At 35.9% G+C, this 25,669-nt stretch carries 19 protein-coding genes; 18 read left to right on the top strand and 1 reads right to left on the bottom strand.

Annotated features, from left to right (window positions below):
* The first annotated feature begins 1 nt into the window (after nucleotide 1).
* The 10 genes from OU989_RS17725 to OU989_RS17680 all read left to right on the top strand — a co-directional run bounded on the left by OU989_RS17725 (nucleotide 2) and on the right by OU989_RS17680 (nucleotide 15,575).
* Complete coding sequence (locus OU989_RS17725; protein WP_274794280.1) at nucleotides 2-853, top strand: MetQ/NlpA family ABC transporter substrate-binding protein; 852 nt, start codon at nucleotides 2-4, stop codon at nucleotides 851-853.
* 282 nt (nucleotides 854-1,135) lie between these two features.
* On the top strand, nucleotides 1,136-2,008 hold the full coding sequence (locus OU989_RS17720; protein ID WP_274794279.1) for a response regulator: 873 nt from the start codon (nucleotides 1,136-1,138) through the stop codon (nucleotides 2,006-2,008).
* The gene (locus OU989_RS17715; protein ID WP_274794278.1) at nucleotides 2,005-3,048 is read left to right on the top strand and encodes a HEAT repeat domain-containing protein; all 1,044 of its coding nucleotides are present in this window, start codon (nucleotides 2,005-2,007) and stop codon (nucleotides 3,046-3,048) included. Before OU989_RS17720 ends, OU989_RS17715 begins: the two co-directional genes overlap by 4 nt.
* A complete protein-coding gene (locus OU989_RS17710) occupies nucleotides 3,049-4,470 on the top strand; it encodes a glycosyltransferase family 2 protein (RefSeq protein ID WP_274794277.1) in 1,422 nt (473 codons plus the stop codon).
* The gene (locus tag OU989_RS17705) at nucleotides 4,467-7,646 is read left to right on the top strand and encodes a hypothetical protein (RefSeq protein WP_274794276.1); all 3,180 of its coding nucleotides are present in this window, start codon (nucleotides 4,467-4,469) and stop codon (nucleotides 7,644-7,646) included. The genes OU989_RS17710 and OU989_RS17705 overlap by 4 nt, the downstream gene beginning before the upstream one ends.
* Nucleotides 7,647-8,117: 471 nt before the next feature.
* Nucleotides 8,118-9,443, top strand: a complete 1,326-nt coding sequence (locus OU989_RS17700) for a nucleotide sugar dehydrogenase (RefSeq protein ID WP_274794275.1) — start codon at nucleotides 8,118-8,120, stop codon at nucleotides 9,441-9,443.
* A 16-nt stretch (nucleotides 9,444-9,459) separates the two neighbouring features.
* A complete protein-coding gene (locus tag OU989_RS17695; RefSeq protein ID WP_274794274.1) occupies nucleotides 9,460-10,893 on the top strand; it encodes a polysaccharide deacetylase family protein in 1,434 nt (477 codons plus the stop codon).
* Nucleotides 10,890-12,758, top strand: a complete 1,869-nt coding sequence (locus OU989_RS17690; RefSeq protein ID WP_274794273.1) for a glycosyltransferase family 2 protein — start codon at nucleotides 10,890-10,892, stop codon at nucleotides 12,756-12,758. Before OU989_RS17695 ends, OU989_RS17690 begins: the two co-directional genes overlap by 4 nt.
* Complete coding sequence (locus OU989_RS17685; RefSeq protein ID WP_274794272.1) at nucleotides 12,755-14,506, top strand: polysaccharide deacetylase family protein; 1,752 nt, start codon at nucleotides 12,755-12,757, stop codon at nucleotides 14,504-14,506. The genes OU989_RS17690 and OU989_RS17685 overlap by 4 nt, the downstream gene beginning before the upstream one ends.
* Nucleotides 14,507-14,528: 22 nt before the next feature.
* Nucleotides 14,529-15,575 (top strand): glycosyl hydrolase family 18 protein, encoded by a 1,047-nt coding sequence (locus OU989_RS17680; protein WP_274794271.1) that lies wholly within the window; start codon nucleotides 14,529-14,531, stop codon nucleotides 15,573-15,575.
* A gap of 28 nt (nucleotides 15,576-15,603) precedes the next feature.
* Here OU989_RS17680 and OU989_RS17675 read toward each other — a convergent pair whose 3' ends face one another.
* Complete coding sequence (locus tag OU989_RS17675) at nucleotides 15,604-16,506, bottom strand: glutamate biosynthesis transcriptional regulator GltC (protein ID WP_274794270.1); 903 nt, start codon at nucleotides 16,504-16,506, stop codon at nucleotides 15,604-15,606.
* Nucleotides 16,507-17,029: 523 nt separating this feature from the next.
* Between OU989_RS17675 and sufC the strand changes: the two genes are divergently transcribed.
* The 8 genes from sufC (at nucleotide 17,030) to OU989_RS17635 (ending at nucleotide 25,639) form a co-directional block, all read left to right on the top strand.
* The gene (sufC, locus tag OU989_RS17670) at nucleotides 17,030-17,809 is read left to right on the top strand and encodes a Fe-S cluster assembly ATPase SufC (RefSeq protein ID WP_396631737.1); all 780 of its coding nucleotides are present in this window, start codon (nucleotides 17,030-17,032) and stop codon (nucleotides 17,807-17,809) included.
* Nucleotides 17,810-17,827: 18 nt separating this feature from the next.
* On the top strand, nucleotides 17,828-19,135 hold the full coding sequence (sufD, locus tag OU989_RS17665) for a Fe-S cluster assembly protein SufD (RefSeq protein ID WP_274794269.1): 1,308 nt from the start codon (nucleotides 17,828-17,830) through the stop codon (nucleotides 19,133-19,135).
* Nucleotides 19,135-20,364 (top strand): cysteine desulfurase, encoded by a 1,230-nt coding sequence (locus OU989_RS17660; protein WP_274794268.1) that lies wholly within the window; start codon nucleotides 19,135-19,137, stop codon nucleotides 20,362-20,364. The genes sufD and OU989_RS17660 overlap by 1 nt, the downstream gene beginning before the upstream one ends.
* Nucleotides 20,354-20,779 carry a Fe-S cluster assembly sulfur transfer protein SufU gene (sufU, locus tag OU989_RS17655; RefSeq protein ID WP_274794267.1) on the top strand — a complete coding sequence of 142 codons (426 nt, stop codon included), beginning with the start codon at nucleotides 20,354-20,356 and terminating at the stop codon, nucleotides 20,777-20,779. The genes OU989_RS17660 and sufU overlap by 11 nt, the downstream gene beginning before the upstream one ends.
* A 95-nt stretch (nucleotides 20,780-20,874) precedes the next feature.
* Complete coding sequence (gene sufB, locus OU989_RS17650; protein ID WP_274794266.1) at nucleotides 20,875-22,272, top strand: Fe-S cluster assembly protein SufB; 1,398 nt, start codon at nucleotides 20,875-20,877, stop codon at nucleotides 22,270-22,272.
* Nucleotides 22,273-22,558: 286 nt separating this feature from the next.
* Nucleotides 22,559-23,416, top strand: a complete 858-nt coding sequence (locus OU989_RS17645) for a DUF72 domain-containing protein (RefSeq protein ID WP_274794265.1) — start codon at nucleotides 22,559-22,561, stop codon at nucleotides 23,414-23,416.
* Nucleotides 23,416-24,240: a sulfite exporter TauE/SafE family protein gene (locus OU989_RS17640; RefSeq protein ID WP_274794264.1), complete on the top strand. Its 825-nt coding sequence runs from the start codon at nucleotides 23,416-23,418 to the stop codon at nucleotides 24,238-24,240. Before OU989_RS17645 ends, OU989_RS17640 begins: the two co-directional genes overlap by 1 nt.
* A 31-nt stretch (nucleotides 24,241-24,271) precedes the next feature.
* Complete coding sequence (locus OU989_RS17635; protein WP_274794263.1) at nucleotides 24,272-25,639, top strand: bifunctional metallophosphatase/5'-nucleotidase; 1,368 nt, start codon at nucleotides 24,272-24,274, stop codon at nucleotides 25,637-25,639.
* The last annotated feature ends 30 nt before the right edge of the window (nucleotides 25,640-25,669 follow it).

Raw genomic sequence — 25,669 nt, 5'->3', positions numbered from 1 at the left:
AATGAAGAAATTATTGGCAGGATTATTTTTATCAATACTTGTCCTAGCTTTAGCAGCTTGTGGTACTGATAAAAAAGAAGATGCAAATTCAGCATCAGATGATCAATCAGATAGCAAAGAAAACGTAACATTAAAAGTAGGTGCTTCTAACACACCACATGCTGTTATTTTAGAAAAGGCAAAACCGATTTTAGCAAAAGAAGGTATTGATCTTGAAATCGAAACATATACAGATTATGTTTTGCCAAACCAAGATTTAGAGTCAGAAGAAATTGATGCAAACTATTTCCAGCATATTCCTTACTTAGAGTTACAAATTAAAGACAATGGCTATGATTTCGTTAATGCAGGTGGCGTTCATATTGAACCAATCGGTATTTACTCTAAAAAATATAAATCATTAGAGGACCTTCCTGAAGGAGCAACAATTTTACTTTCTAATTCAGTATCCGACCATGGTCGTATGCTATCATTATTAGAAGCAAAAGGCTTAATTAAACTAAAAGAGGGTATTGATAAAACAGCAGCTGAATTAAAGGATATTGAAGAAAATCCTAAAAACTTTAAATTCGATGCGAATACTGCACCAGAAATGCTTGTACAAATGTATGAAAATGACGAAGGTGATGCAGTATTAATCAACTCTAACTTTGCTATTGATAACGGCTTAAACCCAATCGAAGACGCTATTTCTCTTGAAGACAAAGAATCTCCATATGTAAACATCATTGCTGTACGTAAAGGTGATGAAACAAAACCAGAAATTAAAAAATTATTAGAAGTATTAACTTCGAAAGAAATCCAAGACTTCATCTTAGAAGAATGGAAAGGTGCAGTAGTGCCGGTAAAATAAGAATTGAAAATTCTTCAAAAGGGTACATAAGTTTAATGACTTATGTACCCTTTTGTGTTATTGAAAAAAGCGAGGCGGTTGCTTTTCATCTCGGTCATTGGGAAGCCCAACTTTCCTAAGAAAGGGTACAGATGATTAATTATCCTCAACTATGTACTTTTTATGACGTATAGGTATGTTCAGATATTGTCTAGTTATATTTTTTACTATAATACTGTTGTTAATTTATTAAATAAATGATAGAAAATAATAATATAGAAAAACAAATAGGGAGTGATTCTAATGAATGATATAAAATTCGCCCATGATATCATGCAAGAACATGAAGTAGAACGCTACTTTGAAATATGGCGGGAAAGTGTTATTAGATCACGCCTTACAATAACAGCAGTCTTTTTAAAAAGAGCTAATTCTACACAACCAAATGAAACCACGAATGATCAAGTTACCTCATTTTTACAATCGAAAATACGTAAGACAGATTTGCTTTTTCAATTATCAGATGGAAATCATTGGGGTATCTTTTTTTTACAAAGTAGTGATGTAGAAGCTAAAGCATTTTTAAAACGAATATTTGCCATCCTAGAAGCAGAACGGAAGTTTCAACATATTGCATTAAAGGCCTCTATAACAGAAATAAGAAATAATAACGTTATCTTTGAAGAGTTGTTAAATAAAAATAAACAAATGCTATCAGAGGATGAGCAATTAACGTGGAGTATAGCACAAGTAAAAGATTATAGTGAGCAACCAACGGAATTAGTGAAAGTTAGTATTATTGAACAGAACGCTATTTTTAGACAAGTATTAGAGTCAACGCTAAAACAATTAGATATCCCTCATTTTACTCTGGATGTAAAGGCTTATGAGGATGGTTATAGCTTTTTACAATCGGATCATTATAAATCAGGGCATATGCATCTAATTCTTATGAATGATATTTTACCTCTAAAAAATGGCTTAGAAATATTGCATATCTTACGACATATGCCAAATGAAAAGAAATTTATTATTTATATGATGTCAGAACGCAATTCTGAAGGGGCAGCGCTTAATGCTTATGAAGGCGGTGTTGATGAATATATTGTCAAACCATTTAATTTACGTTTGCTCGAAGCCAAAATTAAAAGAACTTTTGCGAGGTTTTGGCTATGATCAAGCTGACTATTTCTACGCTTTTCGCAATAATTTCCTTCTTACTAGTTGTGCTCTTTATCTTTTTACTGTATTTACTTGTTCAGCGACAGCGTGAAAGCTATTTTGAAAAAGTTCGTGACCGTTATTTACAAAATTATTCTCAACTTTGGTATGATTACTTATTCAATAACGCACTATTTAGTATCGTATTGGTACCTAGAGGAAGGGCGCAAGTTGAAGCTATTGAAAGAATTTTTTCATCCTATTTAAAGAATATAAGGAATGAACAGTTGGAACTAAAAATTAAACAATTCTCCAATCAATATTTAAAAGCATTCTACGAAAAAGATTTATCAAGTAGACGATGGAGTATTCGAATGAATGCCCTCTATCGAATTGCAGACTTACAAATAGATCAATTGCTAACGAAGTGCCAAGAATTCGAAAAAAATAACATTACAGATGAAGAACATTTCCAGTTATTAAAAATATACTCCCTTTTCCAACCAGATTTATTTATGGAGAAAATAAAAAATTCCAATGTAAATTACGCTGAAAGTGAATATAGAAGACTGTTTGTATTATTAGATGATAATGTATTTATTCAATTTTTCCATGATTTTAATAGCTTGCCAGCTAATATGCAATTTGCTGTTATTGATACTGCTGCTGTAAAAAGAAAGATGGAGTATTTGGAGGAGTTAAAAAAATTATTAGACCATGATACGACGGAAATAAACATCAGAGCATTAAAAGGCCTTTATGAAATAGGTATTATTGATGAGATGGATCCCTTTATCCCTTTTGTGACTTCAGAAATGTGGGAAGCAAGGTTAATGGTTGCCAAAATTTTCAAGCATGTACCGCTTACTTACACTTATAGTTATTTAGAGCAACTTCTTCAAGATGAGAATTGGTGGGTACGTTCTCAAGCGGCAAAAACGATTGTAGAAGATCGACATGGTATAGCTAAATTACAGCAATTCATTGAATCCTCAAATGACCAATATGCAATTGAAATGGCCCAGGAAATTGCAGCGAGAAAAGAGGGGAAGTAAATGAAAATAATTGACTATTGCATGATGTTTTTTGGGGGCATTATTTTATTTTATATGCTGTTCGTTATCGTTTCATATTGTACAATGTTCATCATTGCTATGCTGGATTTAAGAAAACGCTATCGTCTCGATCTATCAGAGTATGATGATGCACATATAGATGCTTTTTATTCAAAACCCGTGTCGTTACTTGTTCCTGCTTACAATGAAGAAGTAGGGGTTGTAGATACAGTTTATTCATTATTGAATTTACGTTATCCTCAAACTGAAATTATCATTATTAACGACGGGTCTACAGATCAAACCCTTCAAACGGTCATCGAACATTTTCAAATGAAGCCAATCAACAAAATTGTCCGAACTAACATCCCTACAAAAGATATTAAGCAAATATATGAATCTGAAATCTATAAAAATTGTATTTTAGTTGATAAAGAAAATGGTGGTAAGGCTGATGCGTTAAATGTGGGTATTAATGTCTCTCAATATCCGTATTTTTGCTCCATTGATGGGGATTCCATTTTAGATGAAAAATCCTTGCTGCGGGTGATGAAGCCTATCATTTTATCTGATGGTGAGGTCATTGCAGCAGGTGGTAATATTCGTATTGCAAATGGCGCAAAGATGCAGTTTGGCTCTATTTATGAGACTCAATTACCTAGTAATTACTTAGTAATCATGCAAGTAATCGAATACTTGCGGGCATTTTTAATGGGGAGAATAGCCTTAAGTAAATTCAATTTAGTCCTTATTATTTCAGGAGCATTTAGTGTTTTCTCTAAAAAATGGGCTGTTGAAGCAGGTGGATATTCAACCAATATTATTGGCGAAGATATGGAACTTGTAGTGAATATTCATCGACTTATAAAAGAAAAAAAAGAAAATAAACGTATTGAATTTGTACCCGACCCAGTTTGCTGGACGGAAGCACCTCAAACATTAGGGGTACTGCGCAATCAACGAAGAAGGTGGCATCAAGGGTTATTTGAAAGTCTATGGAAGCACAAAAAAATGACTTTGAATCCTAGATATGGCATGATTGGATTTCTCTCGTTCCCGTATTTTTGGCTAGTAGAATGTCTAGGGCCTCTTGTGGAGTTAGGTGGATATATTTATATTGTCATAGCCTTTTTCTTAGGGAAAATTTATTATGAAGTTGCGCTCATGCTGCTACTACTATTCGTTATTTATGGTGTTATTTTTTCAATAGCGGCAGTATTGTTTGAATCGTGGAGTATGAATACGTATCCGAAAAAACGAGAGTTGTTACGTATGATTCTTTTAGCGTTTACAGAAATTTTTTGGTATCGCCCACTAACATTATTCTGGCGCTGTGAGGGATTAGTTCGTTTTGTCTTAAGAAAAAGTGAATGGGGTAATATGAAACGTGTCGGCATTGCTGAAAAGGAGAAAAGTGTATGAAACGAATCTATATAGGGATTATGGTCGTACTAGGCCTCATGATAATCCCTATTGCATGGTGGTACTTGGAAGATGAGAAACAGCTAAATGTAGCCGTTATAGATAAAACGGTTCCGAATGAGTCTTACCGAGAGCACTTAGGGGTGAATTGGTTTTTAAACCATTATAAATATAGATTAAATAATGAACCTTATGACGTAGAACGCGATTACTATGGAACAGCACCAAATGATGAAACTAAAAGTGTTGTAGAAAAGAAGTTGCCAAATGATTATAGTGACTATGATGTTATTTATTTGGCAGATACGTACGGAGTTTATAAAGATGATTTGCAACAAACAAAACGTTTAGGTGAACGTTCTGAAAAAATTGTTGGAGGACTTGAACAGAAAGAATGGCAGGCAATCGTCGAACGCTTAGCCAGCAAAAAGAAGAGCATGTTAATTGCTGAGTATAACACGTTTGCTTCACCAACATCAGAGGAAGTTCGTAAAGAATTACAGGATTATTTAGGAATCACATGGTCTGGCTGGATCGGGCGTTATTTCGATGAGCTTGATTATCATAAAAATTTAGAAATACCGCAATGGGTTATCGATGAACATGGCGATAATTGGTCATATAAGGGTGGAGGATTTTTACTATTTAATGAAATAACAGAAGAGCTACTTGTACTTGAATTGGACAAGCATGTTAAATCTGCAGGTATTCAAGTACAGTTTACTGAAAATGGTAAAAAATTCTTTCATTCATCTGCAAGGGCGCAATACGATTATTGGTTTGATATTATTACACCTAAATATGCTGAAGATGCTCTTGCAAATTATAAATGGGATTTAACGAAAAAGGGAACAGAGCTGTTAAAGGCTAATGGTATTCCAGAACAATTTGCAGCAATTGTAGGTCAAGATAAGCGCTACACATCTAGTTATTATTTTGCGGGAGATTTTAATGATATCGCAAGGGTACCAAATATTTATAAGATAAAAGGGTTACCAACAATCTATAAATATGCTGAGAAGTATGCAGACAGTTCGTTTTATTGGTCCATTTACATCCCGGTAATGCATAAAATATTTGATTCATTTGAGCACAAAGAGGTTCAGGATACTGTGAATCATGAGAAATTAAACTATAATGCACGGATTCAGGGACAATCTTTTGAAGTGCGAAGAGACGGCAAATGGGAACCAATCGTATTTAAGGGTGTCAATATCGGAATGGGGAAACCTGGTGCCTTTCCTGGAGAAGCAGCAATTACTGAAGAGGAATATTATCGATGGTTTAAACAAATAGCAGACATGAATGCTAATACGATACGAGTCTATACATTACATCCACCCGGCTTTTATAGAGCACTTGCTAAATATAATGAAGAACATCCAAAAAATCCATTATATGTTTTACATGGAGTTTGGATTAATGAAGAGGGCTTATCAAATTCATTGGACGCCTATGATAAAGATACGTTAGAAGATTTTCAATTAGAAATGAAACGAATGGTAGATGTCATTCATGGAAATATCTATGTGGAGCCTCAACCAGGACATGCATCTGGCTTGTATGATGTAGACGTATCAAAATATGTTATAGGATGGGTATTAGGAATCGAATGGTATCCACATATGGTTGTTGGAACAAATGAAAAACATGCAAATATTGGTCAATACAACGGTACTTTTTTTGAAACAAAGGATGCCTCTCCATTTGAGCATTGGCTAGCAGAACAAATGGATCTTGTGTCAGTTTATGAAAAGGAAAAATATAACTGGATACGTCCAATGAGTTTTACGAACTGGGTCACAACTGACATTCTTGAACATCCGTCAGAGCCATCTGAGGATGAAGATTTAGTAGGGGTCAATCCAAATGTTATTTATACAAAAGGAGAGATGACTGCACCGGGACAATTTGCTTCCTATCATGTGTATCCTTACTACCCTGACTTCTTTAATTTTGATAAAGATTATTTAAATTATGTCGATTTCCGAGGGAATAAAAATAGCTATGCAGGTTATTTAAAAGAGCTCCATGAAGCTCATAATATGCCAGTTCTTATTGCGGAATTTGGTATCCCTGCATCACGTGGTAAAACACATGATAATGTATATGGTTGGAATCAGGGGCAAATGTCAGAACAAGCACAGGGAGAAACACTTCAACATTTATTTGAGGATATTATGCATGAAGGGCTCATGGGAGGACTTGTTTTTACATGGCAAGATGAGTGGTTTAAACGAACGTGGAATACGATGGATTATGATGATCCGAATCGTCGACCATTTTGGTCCAATGCCCAAACAAATGAGCAACAGTTTGGTTTATTAAGCTTTGATAGAATGAAGGTAAAAGTAGATGGCGAGACAACGGAATGGATGGGTAAACAGCTATATGATACTACACCAAACAATCCAACAGATTTTGCAGTAGACTATGACGAGCGCTATTTGTACATTAAATTAAAAAGTGAGGAGTTAGCCCATACCTCCCCTCGCATTTTATTAGATGTTGTACCAGATCAAGGAAATACGTCTGCTACATCTATAAAAAATATGACGTTTTCAAATGGTATTGATTTTATAGTTGAGCTCAATAAAAATGGTGATTCTCGGGTTGTTATTGATGAATACTACGATTTTTATGATTATTTATATGGCCACCGTTTAAATTTAGTTGCTCCTCGAATGGCTAATGCTATGAAAAATAGTGGAAAGTTCGCCCCTATTTACTATGTGTTAAATAAACAACTATTTTTACCTGAGCAAAATAGAACGACTGATTTTAGTATTTATGAAACAGGAAAATTACATCAAGGAAATGCTAATCCAGAAGCGAAAGACTATGATTCTCTAGTTGATTATACTTGGGCTGAAGATAATGTTATAGAACTTCGCATCCCTTGGTTATTGATTCAAGCCAAAGATCCAAGTCAACGTGAGTTTATAGGTGACCTCTATAAAGATGGTAATCAGGCTTCCGTTAAAGTAGACAATATTTATATTGGTGCTTTATTTGTAGATAAAGAGAACAACGTTGTTCAATCTATGCCAGCAGCTACTAATGGTGTTTTACCACCACTGTCTGCTTATACATGGGAAACTTGGCAAGTACCAAAATATGAAGAGCGCTTAAAACAATCCTATTATATTTTACAAAAATTATTTAAAGCATATTAAAGAAGCTAAGGGTAGATTGTTCTGCCCTTAGTTTTTTATTATTTATCAATCCCCTTAAGTGTCGGTGGACAACCGGCGATTAAGGGGATTTTTAGAATTGTAGAAAGAAAAAGTTTTCTAAACAAAGTATTTTTATTTTACAGTTAATGGTTAATGTAAAAGTATTGTAAATGGATATTTTTATAATGAAAAAACGGTGTATTTATTTAAATGATAGGTCTTTAATACCGAGAATGTAATTGTTTAGAAATTGTTCAGTTTCAATTAGTACTATATAAACGTTAATAAATTTATTTTGAATGATATGTAATCCTACTGATCTATTTCGACTAAAGAGACATATGTAAGTTTGAATGTTGAAGGGGGCTTTTTACAAAGAATGACTGGAATTGAACCATTACTTTATGGAATACTTTCCTCGGTTAAAATAACGAAAAATTGAAAAACAGATTAATTAAAGGAGTAATTTTAATGACAATCGAAACGAAATCACTGAGTACAGCTTTATTGAAAAAATTTCAAACAAAAAAAGCAACAATTGGAGTGATCGGACTTGGCTATGTAGGTTTACCGTTTGCTGTGGAAATGGCTCAAAAAGGATTTAAGGTTATTGGCTTTGATAAGAATCAAGAAAAAATCAGACAGTTGCAAAATGGTGAAAGTTATATTGCTGATTTACCGAGAGAAAATATAGAGCAAACAATCGAAAGTAAACAATTTGAAGCAACTAAAGATTTTTCTATGCTTTCACAAGTAGACGTTGTGATTATTTGTGTACCTACACCTACTACTACTGATGGGACACCTAATATTTCATATATCGAGGAAGCAACGCATGCTATTGGACAAAATATTAAAGCGAATACGCTAGTTATTCTTGAAAGTACGACTTACCCTGGGACAACAGAAGAAATGGTCCAGCCTATTTTACAAAAATATGGTTTTGCTATTGGTCATGATTTGTTTTTAGCGTATTCACCAGAACGTGTTGATCCAGGAAATAGCACCTTTTCCGTGTCGAATACACCTAAAGTCATTGGGGGAATAACAGCCACATGCCTAGAATTATCAAAAATTTTTTATGAAACAGTCCTTCATACACATGTGTGTACTGTGACAAGCCCTAGAGTGGCTGAAATGGAGAAATTACTTGAAAATACTTTTCGCCAAATTAATATAGCCCTTGTAAATGAGTTAAGTCAGATTTGCTATAAGATGAACATTGATATTTGGGAAGTTATTGATGCAGCGTCTACAAAGCCGTATGGTTTTATGCCATTTACACCAGGGCCAGGAGTGGGAGGACATTGTATTCCAGTCGATCCTAAATATCTACTATGGGCTGGGCAACAACATGGTATCTCTGCAACGTTAATTGAAGCAGCTGATAAAATCAATGACTCAATGCCCAACTTTGTAGTCGAGAGACTAAGTAATTACTTACGTATTCAAAATAAAGAGCTGTATAGAGCCAATATTGTTGTCATTGGTGTCACTTATAAGCCTAACATAAATGATTCACGTGAATCGCCAGCACTTCATGTTATTCAACAACTACTAGATAAACAATGCCAATTAACGATCATTGATCCTTTTATACAAACATTCTCTATCGAACAATCGCATTTCGATACGGTTGCATTAACAGCACCAATAATCCAACAAGCAGATGCAGTATTAATTTTAACGAATCATTCAACTATTGATTACTCTTTAATTGATCAACAAGCTTCTTTAATTTTTGATACACGCAATACCCATTTTTTGTTCGAAAATAAAAATTATTACAAATTATAAGGGGAATTCATAGGAAATGAAACTACTAAAACTATGTGGTCTGCTCATCATACTATTCTTAGCGGGCTGTCAGACAGCGACCCAAGAAACGATTCATCCCATCGATTCTTCTATAGAGGTTAAAAAATCTGATGGAAGTAAAAGTGATGTAATCAGTCATGCCAATATTGTAGTGCCGAAAGTATCGTTAACATTTAATGGCTTAGCAGATAACGACACGATGAAGTTGCTATTAACGAAACTAGATGAATCCAATATGAAGGCTACCTTTTTTCTGGACGGAATGCGTGTTGCTCAGGAGCCAGAGCTTGTGAAAGATATCTTAAAAAGAGGACATGAGGTGCAAAATGGTACATTAACATTTCCAGATGTATCGACTTTGAATTATGAGCAAACGTATGAAGAAATTATGTTAACCAATCAAATTTTTGAAGAGCATTTAGGCTATACACCAAAATTTGTTCGTAGTCGTTCAGGCGACGTTACCGATAATATGCGCTTAGCAGCTAAGGCGCTTGATATGAAAGCTGTTATTGGATTATCTATTAACCCACTTGATAGAAAAATGCAAAGTGCTCAGGAGCTGATTAATTATATCAGTAAATATATTGATAGGGGCTCTATTATTCATCTCAACACATACATTAATCCAGCCATTATTGATGCAATACCATTATTAGCTCAATTAGCTAAAGAACGCGAGTATACTATTACTACCTTAAGTGATCTATTAGATGAACGTTATTTAACAAAGTCAGTGGAAGAGATTGCTGGATATGATGCTGTTAGTCCCAATTTAAATTATGAGCAAGTCCAGCCAAAATTATATTATCGAAAAGAGACAACCAAAAAGGAAATAGCTATCACTTTTGATGATTGGGCACATGAAAAAAGAGTAAAAGAAGTGTTGGATGTATTACGTAAATATAATATCAAAAGCACTTTTTTCCTAATAGGAAGTGGAGTAGAGAAGAATCCGCAATTAGCGAAGATGATTGTAGAGGAAGGACATGAGGTAGCAAGCCACTCCTATTACCATTTAGATGTTACAAAGATGACACCAGAAGACTTACAAGCGGATTTAGTGAAGGCACATCAGGCATTAACCTATGCATTACAAGAGCCGCCACTTCTTTATTTCCGACCAGCTCAAGGAATCATGGATGAACGAACAGCTAAAATCATTACTGCTGCGGGAATCAAAACGATTGCTATGTATGATATCGCTTCTTTTGATTGGAATTTAGATTACTCAGCACAAGATATTTACGACCGGGTGATTTCTAGAGTTGCGCCCGGAAAGGTCATTGTTATGCATATCCTAGATGGGACAAACACGGTAGAAGCACTTCCACTCATCATTGAAAAACTTCTAGAAGATGGTTATAGCTTTAGCAAAATGTCAACTTGGATTGAAGAAGATTCAAATAGGGATGTGAATGAACAATGAAAACAAAAAAAGAGATCTTAACGATACCACGCTCTGACCGTAGGATTCTTTCAAATATTCCCGATCCCGAAAATGTAAGGAGCCTTGTGAATCGTCGTGGAGCATCCTATCAGAAAGAGGAAATTGATCCGACGGATGTGAATGAAATTTATCGACTTCAACAATTGAGTTTACGCTACGAAACTCATTTTGAGGTTCATATTAAAAGGGTAAAACGCCAAGTGAGCGTAGAAAAACTTTATGCAGAGGATATTTCGGTAACGGGTATCCTCGTTTACTCTAATCAACCTCATCAATTTTTAATAGATGAAATTTTAACAATGAAATTCACCATACCGGGTGGTGCAATGCCTGAGGGCTATGAAGCTAAAATGAAGTTAAAGGCTAAGGTTGTCCGTTATTTTACAAAAGAAGTGGATGGAGAACTACGTTATTATGCTGCCTGTGAATTTTTACAGCCTTTAAACGAATATATGACAAAAAAACGTTGGGGCATTTCTATTTTTATGGCCAGTTTATTTTTATTGGTCGTATCGCTTATTGTCATGTTAATGAGAGCAGAAAGTGTGATTTACTTTAGGTTTAATAAATTTTTATATCTTTATAGTATTATTGCAGCAACATTTCTATTAAGTAGATATTTATTTGGTATTTTTTATAAAAGTGTACCGATCAATCCGAAGTTTGAACCAGGTGTCTCCATTATTATCCCAGTCTTTAATGAGGAAGAGTGGATTCACCGCACGATTTCTAGTTGTATCAATCAATATTACCCAGTGGATAAATTAGAAGTAATCGTTGTTGATGATTGTTCAACGGATCGTACAGAGGAAAAGGCAAACGACATGATTAACCTTATTCATCAGGAGGGTGAAAGATTTAAGACGAATGATCGATTAAAGTTTTATAAGCTTCCGCAAAATGGTGGGAAAAGGGAAGCGTTAGTTGCGGGTGTTCATCAAGCAAAGCATGATTTAGTTGTTTTTGTGGATTCAGATAGTTTTTTAGAACCACATGCAATCCGCAATTTAGTACAACCTTTTCAAGATCCTAAAATGGGCGGTGTGGCTGGTCGAACAGAGGTTGAAAATAAATTTACGAATGCGCTAACTAAATTACAAACGGTTCGTTATTATATTGCCTTCCGTATCATGAAAGCAGCTGAATCATGGTTTGATACGGTTACTTGCTTATCAGGACCACTAGCCTGTTACCGAAAAGAGCTAATTTTAAAAAATGAAACAGCTTGGCTTAATCAAAAATTTCTTGGTCAGCCAGCAACTTTTGGTGATGACCGTAGTATGACGAACTATATTTTAAAAACACATCGAACAGGCTATCAGGACAATGCCATTTGTTCGACAATTGTTCCATCTGACACAAAAGTTTTTCTATCCCAGCAAATGAGATGGAAACGTTCTTGGCTTCGAGAATCATTGCGCGCATTTTTATTTATGTGGAAAAAAGAACCGTTTATGTTCCTTTTCTTCATTATCGGTTTAATTGTGCCGATTGCAGCACCGATTGTCGTTGTTTATAACTTAATTTATGTACCAGTCATGTATGGTATTTTTCCTACAACGTTTTTAATAGGTTTACTATTAATGGCCATGCTAATGAGTTTGGCTCATCTATTCTTTAGAAAAAGTAAACTATGGGGATTTGGTTTTATCTTTGTCCTTTATTATGAATTTATTTTGCTATGGCAGATGCCAGTTGCTTGGGTGACTTTTTGGAAATCTACATGGGGGACAAGGGAAACACCACAGGATGTTCTAGCGAAGGAAAAGAAAATGGAAAAGCAAAAATTACGAAAATCCCGATTTTCGATGTTGAAAATTAGAAAAAAGGGTGAGAAGGAATGAACGGAAAAAGTGTAGAGCTTCAGCCAGCTAAAAAAAATCGTCGGAAAATCATTCGTTCGATCGCTCAATTAATTATAGTAGTATTGTTAGCTGTCATTTTAATTAAAGCTGTTTTTCTAACAGAGAAAAGAGGAGCTGAAACAGTTCCATTAAATAATAAAGAGGGTTTTATTGCCCTTTCCTATTTTGGCGTCAGTAGAAATGAATCACCTAAATATGTGTCTAAAAAGAATTTAGAAGAACAATTAACTTTGTTAGAAAAACAAGGGTATCAAACTATTACTCAAAAGGATATTTTAGACTTCTATCAGCATGATAAACCATTGCCGGAAAAAGCTTTGTATCTATCATTTGAAGATGGTCGTACAGATTCTAGTATTTTTGCTCAAAATATTATGGAAAAATTAAATTATAAGGCAACGATGTTTACGTATGCCAATAAAATGGATACAACCGATAATAAATTTTTAAAGCCTAAAGATTTAAAGTTGATGGAAAAAAGTGGTTATTGGGAAATGGGCTCCAATGGATATAGGTTAACTTATATTAATATTTTTAATGATAAAGGACAGTCCTTAGGCGTCATCGATGAAAACAACGTACCGAATAAAACAACAATAGAATACTATAATCACTATTTAATGGATTTTATTCGTAATCAATATATGATACCAAGTGAAACTCGACAAGAGATGGAGGCTCGAATTAAGAAGGACTACAATTTAATGCAGGATATCTATCATGAAGAGCTGGGGGAAGTCCCTAAAGCCTACGCAATTATGCATGCAAACTCACTTTATAACAATATGGATCCTCTCGTGGAAAGTGTCAATAACAAAGAAATTAAGGACAAGTTTCGTATGCATTTTAATCGAGAATTAGGGGCCTACAATGATAAAGAGGCAGATCTTTATAATTTAAGCCGATTACAAGTATCGCCATATTGGTCAACCAATCATGTGATGATGAAGATCAGACAGGCCAGTAGACAAAACGTACAATTTAAAATAGGAGATCGGGAAGTAGCTCAACACTGGGAAGTGATAAATGGTGCGGCAGAATATGAAAATAATGAGATCACCTTAACTTCAGCTCCATCAAGTGAAGGCAGAATTCTTCTAAAGGAGCAACTGCCAGATCAATATAATGTGAATTTTGCGTTTAAAGGGAATGTGGTTGGCCAACAAGCTTTCTATGTAAATTATGATGAAAAAACAAATAGTTATTTACGAATTGCACTAGTCGATAATGAGATTGTAATAAGTGAAAAATTACCAGGCGGGGGAATTGTCGAAAAAGAACGCTTTCCATTAAATGAAATTAAGTGGAATGAAGAAGAATACGCATTTAATAAAGCAACAGTTTACACTTACCATGATACGCAAAAAGGGTCACGTATAGATGAAGAAGAGTACCCAAGAAACCTAACGGAAAAAAGAGTATTTAACATTGCTATAAATAAGGATAAAATAGAAATAGATGTAGATAATGTATTATCCGAGACCGTTCAAATAAATCCGAAATTACAAGGGGCACAGATTGGATTTGGTGCGTTGTACAGTAATAAGAACACTTCACATGAACAGTATGCAGATGATATTTACGATACATTAATTGAAGATATTTTGATTACAGATAAAAACCATCAAACTATTTTTACGAACCAATATACGAATTTCGAGAAGGTTAAGTATAAATCCACTGCGTTATTTAATCATGTCGTTGATTTCTTTATCGAGACCTTCTAAATCGGGGTGAAATTAGAGTCAAGTGAAGAATATTATGTTATTTATTTGTATTGCGCTACTATTTATTACAGCTTGTAGTAATAGTAAAGAACAGCCAGCTAAAGCAAAGGAAGAATTTAACGATAAGGAGAAGCTCCGATTATCTATTTGGTTACCAGAATGGCAAAATAAATCCGCCATGAAAGATGTGGAAAATTCTCAACTTGGATTACAAGATATACGTGTTTTTGGCGCATATTTTAATAGCAAGGATGAACTATTGTTAACAGAAAATGCCGTAGATATGTTGCAAAAGACCAAGCAGCAATTTAATGATTCCCATCATGTGATCCTAACACTCATCAATGATTATGTAACAGAGAATGCCCCATCTGTTCAAAAGGATAGCACGCTTTTGCATAGATTATTGCAGGATTCCTCAGCAAGGCAAAAGCATATTGGAAATATTTTGCGGGTTGTGGAACAATATCAAGTAAATGGCATTGAGATTGATTATGAAAAGGTGGCTAAAGATGACCTTCAAAACTATATCCTATTTTTAGAAGAGCTTTACCAAGAGCTTTCCAAAAAGGATGTTACATTGCATGTTGTACTCGAACCACGCTTTCCTTTTGATGTGAAATTGCCAGATGGACCTCACTATACAGTAATGGCCTATAATGTTCATGGTTACCACAGTGGGCCAGGTGCTAAAGCTACTTTTTCTTTTCTAGATGATTTAGTAACAAAAATAAAGAAGTCTAATCAAGATTTAGCTATCGCCTTTGCCACTGGAGGTTTCGATTGGGTAGCTCAGGGCAAAACAGTCGCTTTAACAGAGCTTGAGGCCGAACAATTACTAGCCGATAGAAAAGCAGCTAAGCAGCGTGATCAAGCAAGTGGAGCCGTTTATTTTTCATATGTAGATGACAATAATGTCAGCCATGAAGTTTGGTATGCTGATCAAGAAACGCTAGAAAAATGGGTTACTTACGTACAGAAGAAAAGCTATCATGACGTTGTATTATGGCGTGCAGGAGGCTTAGGAGAGAAAACAATAGAATGGATTGCTGAGCAATCAACAGAATAATAAAAAAATCGCCCAAAAGGCGATTTTTTTATTGGAATTGGGAAAGGCGGGAAAAGAAGTTTTTCACAAAATCTAAAAATATGACTTCTGAGGGTGCGATTTCTCGATTAACAGGGGAGATAATACCAACTGTTCTAGGTATTGTGGGAGATTCAATCGGAACCTTGACAGTAAATCGAGCGGCAGAATCATAAAGGGAGCTTTCAGGTAATAGGCTAACACCTATGCCAGCAGCCACTAATCCTTTTAGTGCATCTAAATCTTCCCCTTCAGAAATTACATTTGGCAAGAAGCCAGCAGCTCGACAAGCGTCCATCGCGACTTTATGTAAAATATAGCCATCGGGAAATAATACAAATAGATCATTTCTTAACTCTGCAAGCTGGATACTCTCTCTTTTAGCTAATGGGTGATTGGCCGGTAAAAGAGCAGCAATATTTTCAGTAAACAGGATTGTGGATTGAATCGATTCGTCCTTTGGGGGAAGAGGACCCAGAAAGGCTAGATTTAATTCTCTATTTTTGACAGCATCAATCAAAAATCGGTAAGATCCTTGTCGCAGTTGGAATTGTAAATCAGGAAATTCTCGTTTAAAGGCTGATATAACGGTAGGTAGGACATAGCTTGCCAAACTTGTTGGAAATCCAATTTTAATCGAGCCTTTAGCAGGATCAAGATATTCTTCCACCTGTTTGGCAGCAAAATCAATAGCCTTTAATGCTGTTATGGTATGTTCTAGAAACGTCTTCCCTATAGGGGTTAATTTAACATTTCGTCCAACACGCTCGAATAATGGAGTACCTAACTCATCTTCAAGATTGGCGATTTGCCGACTAATGGCAGATTGGGCTACATGGAGATGCTCGGCGGCTTCTGAAATATGCTCACGTTCAGCAACTTCTACAAAATAGCGTAATTGACGTAACTCCACTAATAATTCACCTCTATTAATCTAATTATAAGATTGATTTTACCTTAATTATATATTATTTAAGATGAAAAGTGATTGGTAACGACAAAATAAAAGTTAAAGTAGCATGCTATCTCGTAGGATAGTTTGGGATAGTAAAGTCTCAAAGAAACATCATATAAATATCTTCTTTTATTGATTCCATTTTAATGAAATAGGTTATAGTATAGATATGTTGTTTATGCATATTTGTCACAAAACCGCTACAATTAGCACTTTCCAAGAGGTTTTCACTATGTAGCTAGATGAAATCGATTCTCATTTAGGGATATTTTATTGAAAATGAAGAAAGTCCATTCTCATTATCTAGTTCAAGTAGTAATAATCTGAAAATGCTTACAAAGCCTTTATTTTTCAAGATTTTATTTAAGAAGTAGGAAAGTAATTGAAATGGTTTGCATAGAGAACGATTTTCAGTTAAGATTAGAATGATGATAATTAAGGAATGGTTGACCCATTCACTGAACACTATGGAGGTATTTTCATGTCAACTTTAGTAATTAAAGATCTTCACGTTGCTATCGACGGGAAAGAGATTTTAAAAGGCGTAAATCTTACAATTAATACAAATGAAATTCACGCAATCATGGGACCAAACGGAACTGGTAAATCAACACTAGCTTCTGCTATTATGGGTCATCCTAAATATGAAGTAACTTCAGGTACTGTTGAGCTTGATGGTGAAAATGTACTTGAAATGGAAGTGGACGAGCGTGCTCAAGCGGGATTATTCCTAGCTATGCAATATCCATCTGAAATTGCAGGTGTAACAAATGCTGACTTCTTACGTTCAGCCATTAATGCACGTCGTGAAGAAGGCGATGAAATTTCATTAATGAAATTTATCCGTGAATTAGATAAAAATATGGAATTCCTAGAAATGAATGAAGATATGGCTCAACGCTATTTAAATGAAGGTTTCTCTGGCGGTGAGAAAAAACGTAATGAGATTCTTCAATTAATGATGATTAAACCAACATTTGCTATTTTAGACGAAATCGACTCTGGTCTTGATATCGATGCACTTAAAGTAGTATCAAAGGGTATCAACGCAATGCGCGGTGAAGGCTTTGGCTGCTTAATGATTACGCACTATCAACGTCTATTAAACTACATTACTCCAGACCATGTACACGTAATGATGCAAGGACGTGTTGTTAAATCTGGTGGTGCAGAACTTGCACAACGTTTAGAAGCAGAAGGTTATGACTGGATTAAAAAAGAATTAGGTATCGAAGAAGAAACAGAAGAACAAGAAGCATAAGAGGGAGGACGAACTAGCATGACAGTGGAACTTAACTTGCCTGTAACAGTACAGGACGTGCGCTCGTTCTCAGAAGCAAACGGTGAACCAACTTGGTTTACAGAGCTTCGCGCGGCAGCACTAGACAAAGTAACTGGTTTAGATTTGCCAAAACCAGATAGAACTAATATTACAAAATGGGATTTCATGAACTTCCCAACATTTACAGTTCATAGTGAGGCATTCCCTTCATTGGACGCTTTACCTGAAGAAGCAAAAGGTTTAATTGACCTTGAAGCACAGGAAAACCTATATATTCAACGTAATAATACACCAGCTTACATTAAGACATCACAAGAGCTTGCAGATAAAGGTGTTATTTTTACCGATATCTTTACAGCAGTTCGTGAACATGGTGAGCTTGTACAAAAATACTTTATGACTGAAGCAGTTAAAGTGGATGAGCATAAGTTAACAGCACTTCATACTGCACTTGTTAATGGTGGTGTGTTTGTATACGTACCAAAAAATGTAGTTATTGAACAACCACTTCAAGTTGTTTTCTTAAACGATAATGCAGAAGCTTCACTATACAACCACGTGTTAGTAGTAGCAGAAGCAAACTCTGCTGTAACATATGTGGAAACATATATTTCTACAGTGGAAGAGGCAAAAGGCCAAGCGAATATTATTGCGGAAGTTGTAGTCCAAGATAATGCTCAAGTAACATACGGTGCGGTAGATGTCCTTGCAAAAGGCTATACAACATACGTAAATCGTCGTGCACGTTTAGCTCGTGATGCTAAAGTTGACTGGGCTCTTGGTTTAATGAATGACTCAGACACGATTTCTGAAAACATTACGCATTTAATTGGTGACGGTTCTCATGCAGATACTAAAACAGTAGTGGTTGGTCGTGGAGAACAAAAACTTAACTTCACTACAGAGGTTCGTCATTGGGGTAAAAACTCTAACGGGCATATCCTAAAGCATGGTGTCATGAAGGATGCAGCACAATCTATCTTTAACGGTATTGGCTATATCGAGCATGGTGCGACAAAAGCTGATGCACAGCAAGAATCACGTGTATTAATGCTATCAGAAAAAGCTCGTGGGGATGCAAACCCAATTCTCTTAATTGATGAAGATGATGTAACAGCAGGACACGCAGCGTCTGTTGGTCGAGTAGATCCATTACAGCTTTACTATTTAATGAGTCGTGGTATCTCGAAAGCAGAAGCAGAGCGCCTTGTTATCCATGGATTCCTTGCGCCAGTTGTTACGCAATTACCAATCGAAGGCGTTCAAAAGCAACTGACGGAGGTTATTGAAAGGAAAGTTCGCTAATGATGAATAAAGACATTAAAAGCTATTTCCCAATTTTGAATCAAGATGTAAATGGGCATAGACTTGTTTATCTTGATAGTGCAGCGACGTCTCAAAAACCTGTTCAAGTGATTGAGGCCATTAAGGCTTATTATGAATTTGATAATTCTAATGTACATCGTGGTGTGCATACATTAGGAAACCGTGCTACAGATAAATATGAGGGTGCACGTGAAAAGGTTCGAAAGTTTATAAATGCTCAATCAACACAGGAAATTATTTTCACACGTGGTACAACAACAGCTTTAAATACAGTAGCATCAAGTTATGGACGTGCAAATGTTGCCGAGGGTGATGAAATTGTCATTACGCAAATGGAGCATCACTCCAATATTATTCCTTGGCAACAGCTAGCTAAAGAGAAAAATGCGACATTGAAATATATTGAGCTAGAAGCAGATGGCACGATTAGTCTGGAAAAAGTACGTGCGACGATTACGCCTAACACAAAAATCGTTTCGGTATCAATGGCCTCAAACGTACTTGGAACAATTAATCCCATTAAAGAAATTGCTCAAATTGCACATGCTAATGGAGCGGTTATGGTTGCCGATGGTGCTCAAGCTGCCCCACATATGAAAATTGATGTGCAAGATTTGGATGTCGATTTCTTAGGTTTCTCTGGGCATAAAATGTGCGGTCCAACAGGAATAGGTGTACTATATGGTAAAAAGGAACACCTTGAAAAAATGGAGCCAATTGAGTTTGGTGGCGAAATGATTGACTTTGTTGGGCTTTATGAGTCAACGTGGAAGGAATTACCGTGGAAATTTGAAGGTGGAACGCCTATTATTGCAGGTGCAATAGGTTTAGGTGCCGCTATTGATTTCTTAACTGATATTGGGCTAGATAAAATTGCGGAGCATGAGCATAAGCTTGCGGGCTATGCAATGGATCAGCTTGAAACAATCGACGGTTTAAAAATTTTCGGCCCACGTGACCCAATGAAGCGTTGTGGACTTGTGACATTTAACTTAGATGATGTACATCCACATGATGTGGCAACGGTGCTTGACATGAACGGTATTGCTGTTCGTGCAGGACATCATTGTGCACAGCCACTAATGAAATGTCTTCAGCAAGTAGCGACAGCACGAGCAAGCTTCTATCTGTACAATACAGAGGAGGATATTGACCGTTTAGTCGCAGGGTTACGTTCTGCGAAGGAGTATTTTGGCGATGTCTTTTAATAATTTAGATCAACTATATCGTTCAGTTATTATGGATCACTATAAAAATCCTCGTAATAAAGGATCTTTAGAAGAGGATGCTGTAACGATTGATATGAACAATCCAACTTGTGGCGACCGTATTCACTTAACATTGAAAGTGACAGACGGTGTTGTAGAGGATGCGAAATTTGACGGTGAAGGCTGTTCAATATCTATGTCCTCTGCATCGATGATGACACAGCTTATCAAAGGGAAGAAAGTAGAGGAAGCAGTAGAGCTTTCCGATATTTTTTCTAAAATGATGATGGGCGAAGAGTACAGCGATAAATATGACCTTGAGGATGTTGAAGCACTGCAAGGTGTATCACAATTTCCTGCACGTATTAAATGTGCGACATTAGCTTGGAAAGCGATGGAAAAAGGTGTGAAATAAAACTTACTTCCTTGTTGCCTGAGTGAAAGCTACAAACTTTCACTCAGGGCAAGGATTGTACAGAAAAATACAGCTCAATGAACGGAGGAGAAACGATGGCTAAAAAAATGCCTGATATCGGCGATTACAAATACGGATTCCATGACAAGGACGTATCAATTTTCCGTTCAAAACGTGGTTTGACTGAAGAAATCGTCCGTGAAATTTCTAATATGAAACAAGAGCCAGAGTGGATGCTTGAGTACCGCTTAAAAGCACTTGAAACTTTTTATACAAAACCAATGCCACAATGGGGTGGCGATCTTGGGGATTTAGATTTTGATGAAATTACGTACTATGTAAAACCATCAGAAGCAACACAACGCTCATGGGATGAAGTACCTGATGAAATCAAAGCTACTTTTGATAAATTAGGTATTCCAGAAGCAGAGCAAAAATATCTTGCTGGGGTATCTGCTCAATACGAATCTGAGGTAGTTTATCATAACATGAAAAAAGACCTTGAGGATCTTGGAATTGTGTTCAAAGATACAGACTCAGCATTACGTGAAAACGAAGATATTTTCAAACAATATTGGGGTAAAGTTATTCCTTATACTGACAATAAATTCGCTGCATTAAACTCAGCTGTATGGTCAGGTGGATCATTTATCTATGTACCACCAGGTGTTAAAGTCGAAACTCCATTACAAGCTTACTTCCGTATTAACTCTGAAAATATGGGTCAATTCGAACGTACACTTATTATTGTAGATGAAGGCGCTCACGTACACTATGTTGAAGGTTGTACAGCTCCTGTTTACACAACAAACTCTTTACACTCAGCGGTTGTAGAAATCGTTGTACGTAAAGATGCATATTGCCGTTATACAACAATTCAAAACTGGGCGAACAACGTTTACAACCTTGTAACGAAACGTACAGTTGTAGAAGAAAACGGTACTATGGAATGGATTGATGGTAACATTGGTTCTAAATTAACAATGAAATACCCAGCATGTATCCTAAAGGGTGAAGGTGCTCGTGGTATGACATTATCCATTGCATTAGCAGGTAAAGGACAGCACCAACATGCTGGCGCAAAAATGATCCATATGGCACCAAATACATCTTCAACAATCGTTTCTAAATCGATTGCAAAACAAGGTGGTAAAGTAACGTATATGGGACAAGTTCGTTTCGGTCCTAAAGCAAGTGGTGCACGTGCTAACATCGAGTGTGATACACTGATCATGGATAACCAATCTACTTCTGATACAATTCCATACAATGAGATCTTTAATGATAATGTTTCTTTAGAGCATGAAGCAAAAGTTTCAAAAGTATCTGAAGAGCAATTATTCTACTTAATGTCTCGCGGAATTTCTGAAGAAGAAGCGACAGAAATGATCGTAATGGGCTTCATTGAGCCATTTACAAAAGAATTACCAATGGAATACGCAGTAGAGATGAACCGTCTTATCAAGTTCGAGATGGAAGGTTCTATCGGTTAATTTACTAACCAACCCTTGTCACAATTAAATTTGTGGCAAGGGTTTTTTTTATAGCTCGCCTTGCAAGTCTACATACTAATAGAGCTACTTAAATGTTTGTTAGACAGTTAAAACAAATGGCATGAGGACAATGTAATATATCTCATGCTTTTTCGTTTGTATAAATTCTCGAGAAGAGACAAACCTTTTCATTGTAATGTTCAAAAGAAAGCGATATTTTTTACATGATGTTTATTTGTAGTGTCATGCTGTGTGCTATGATTATGTACATAGAGGAGGATGTCACATGATTGTAGTTGGTTTAACTGGATGGGGTGATCACCCTTCACTTTATAGTGGAGTGACTCCCTCAAAGGATAAATTATTCGATTATACAGGTCATTTTTTAACAGTTGAAGTCGATACTTCTTTTTATGCTATACCATCTAAAGAGCATGTTCGTAAATGGTGTGAGGATACACCAGAAAATTTCCGCTTTATCGTAAAGGCCTATCAAGGCATGACCGGACATTTGCGGGGAGATATTCCTTTTGAATCGAAAAATGACATGTTCAACGCTTTTATCGAATGTGCCCATGAATTTAAACGTTATGGAAAGTTAGGAATGGTTTTAGCTCAGTTTCCACCATGGTTTGATTGTCAGGCAAAAAATGTTCAATATTTATTATATATTCGGCAGCAACTTAAGGATTTTGAAGTAGCGATAGAGTTTCGCAATCAAACATGGTATGCAGATCATGTTGTTCAGCAGACAATGAATTTTTTACGTGAACATCAATTTATTCATACGATTTGTGATGAACCACAGGCTGGTGTAGGTTCCGTCCCCTTCTACCCTGAAGTAACTGCCAAAAAGGCACTTATTCGTATCCATGGTCGTAATATCCATGGATGGCGAAACACAGGAAACGCAGAAAATTGGCGTAAAGTTCGCTTTTTATATGATTATAATAAAGAAGAATTGCAACAGCTTGGACAAAGTATGCTAAAGCTCGAATCAGAGGTCCATGAACTCTTCGTATTATTTAATAATAATTCAGGTAATCATGCAGCGAAAAACGCAAAGGAGCTACAAAGCATTTTAAATATTAAAGATGTCGGGTTAGCACCTAAACAATTAAACATATTTGAAGGGGAACTATAATGGAGTTTATTTTATTAGTAGTCATTGCTTTATTTGCTGGTCTAATTGGCTCGTTAGTTGGGCTAGGTGGTGGCGTTGTGCTCGTGCCAGCAACGTTATACATTGGTTTAAATCTTGGCATGATTCCAGATATTACACCACAAAAAGTAGTCGGTTTATCTGTAGTTATGATGATTTTCACAGGACTTGCCTCCACGCTAAGCTATATGAAATCCAAAACAGTAGACTATAAAAGCGGGTTTATATTCTTTATTGGAAGCATTCCAGGTACCATTCTAGGTGCTTGGGTGAATAAAGGATTGGATTTACCATCCTTTAATTTGTATTTCGGTATTCTATTGATTATTTTATCAATTATATTGCTTGTCCGTGACAAGCTCAAGCCAGTGAAGTGGTTTGTAAAAAACGGGATGCAACAAGAATTTACAGACTCTGAAGGACAAACCTTTGTCTATGGGTATCCTATTTGGTTTGCGATTACATTAACATTTGGTATTGGCTTTGCCTCAGGGTTGTTTGGCATTGGTGGAGGCTCGATGATTGTACCAGCCATGATTATTTTGTTTTTATTTCCACCACATGTTGCAGTGGCGACATCCATGTTTATGGTATTTTTAACGTCCATTGTTAATTCTGCGAGTCATATTGCTTTGGGACATGTTCCATGGCTTTATACCATTCCTGTTATTCCAGGAGCATATATTGGCGCAAAATTGGGCGCAGCATTAAATAAAAAAATTAAATCAGATACGCTTGTTCTTGCACTAAGGATTATTTTATTATTATTAGGAATTCGATCCATCATTGAAGGCATATTGGCTTAAGTATGGTAGCTAAAGAAATGAGGTGGCTTTAATGCTTGAAAAGATCCATATATTTCACACAAATGATTTGCACAGTCATTTTAAGTATTGGCCACGAATGCAAAGCTTTGTGAAAGAGATGCGCAACAGTTTGGCAAAAATAGGGGAAACAAGCTATTTATTTGATGTTGGCGATCATTTAGACCGCTCCAATATCTATACAGAGGCAACTGTTGGTAAAGGTAATGTACAATTACTAAATGATGCAGGGTACGATGTGGTGACTATCGGTAATAATGAAGGTATTACATTATCCCACGAAGAGCTCTTTCATTTGTATGATAATGCAAATTTTGATGTTGTGGTCGCAAATGTCTATTCAACTACGGGGAAAAATCCTGCGTGGATGAAGCCCTATGTTGTGTTAACAACCGAAGCAGGTACAAAGGTGGGTGTAATAGCAGCCACGGCTATGTTTGAAGTGTATTATCAGGAATTAAATTGGCAAATGGACGAGCCACGCATTACACTACTACAACTAGCTCATCAGCTCCGCAAAGAAGTAGACATTATTGTGTGCTTATCACATTTAGGTATTACAGAGGATGAGCTTTTAGCCGAAGAATGTCCAGAAATTGATGTGATATTCGGCTCCCATACACATCATGTCCTGCCAACCGGCAAACTCATTAATGGTGTATTACTGACAGGAGGAGGGAAATTTGGACAATATACAGGCCATCTTGTCATTGAATACGATAAAAAAATGAGGAAAATTGTTGAAAAAAAGGATACTTTAATTCATAATAAGGATTTGCCAATCGTTCAAAACGAACAGGAAAGGGTCCAGTTTTTCGAGGATGAAGGGAATAGAATACTAAACACTCCAGTCTTTACAACGACGAAATCCTACAACAAAGAATGGTTCCACTATTCACAGCTATCTGATTTATTTGCCCAAGCTATTCTAGAAAAAAGCGGTGCCGATTGTGCATTATTCAATGCAGGGATATTTTTAGATGGTCTGCCTAAAGGAACGGTAACAGCCTTAGATTTGCATCGTATTTTTCCGCATCCTATTAATTTATGTATAATTGAATTATCCGTTGCTGAAATGAAAGAAATTTATATGCAATCTAAAAATGAAGAGTGGCCCTATATTGAATTAAAAGGCTTAGGTTTTAGAGGCGTTATTTTTGGCAAAATGCTAACATATGGCTTTTCAATGAATGAAAATCGGCAATTACTAATTAATGGTAATTTGGCGGATCAAGATCACATTTATAAACTTGTAACATTAGATTTGTTTACATTTGGTTATTTTTATCCAAGTTTTAAATATGCAAAGAAACAATATATTTTACCTGAATTTTTACGAAACATTATGATAGATTATGGTCAAAGATTCTTTAAGCAATAGAGAGAGCTTAAAGAATGGATTGGGGAAGAA

It is taken from the genome of Lysinibacillus irui, from assembly GCF_028877475.1.
In the GTDB taxonomy this organism is placed as follows: domain Bacteria; phylum Bacillota; class Bacilli; order Bacillales_A; family Planococcaceae; genus Lysinibacillus; species Lysinibacillus irui.
Note: the sequence above shows the minus strand (reverse complement) of the source record. Positions and strands in the feature narration are given on the sequence as shown.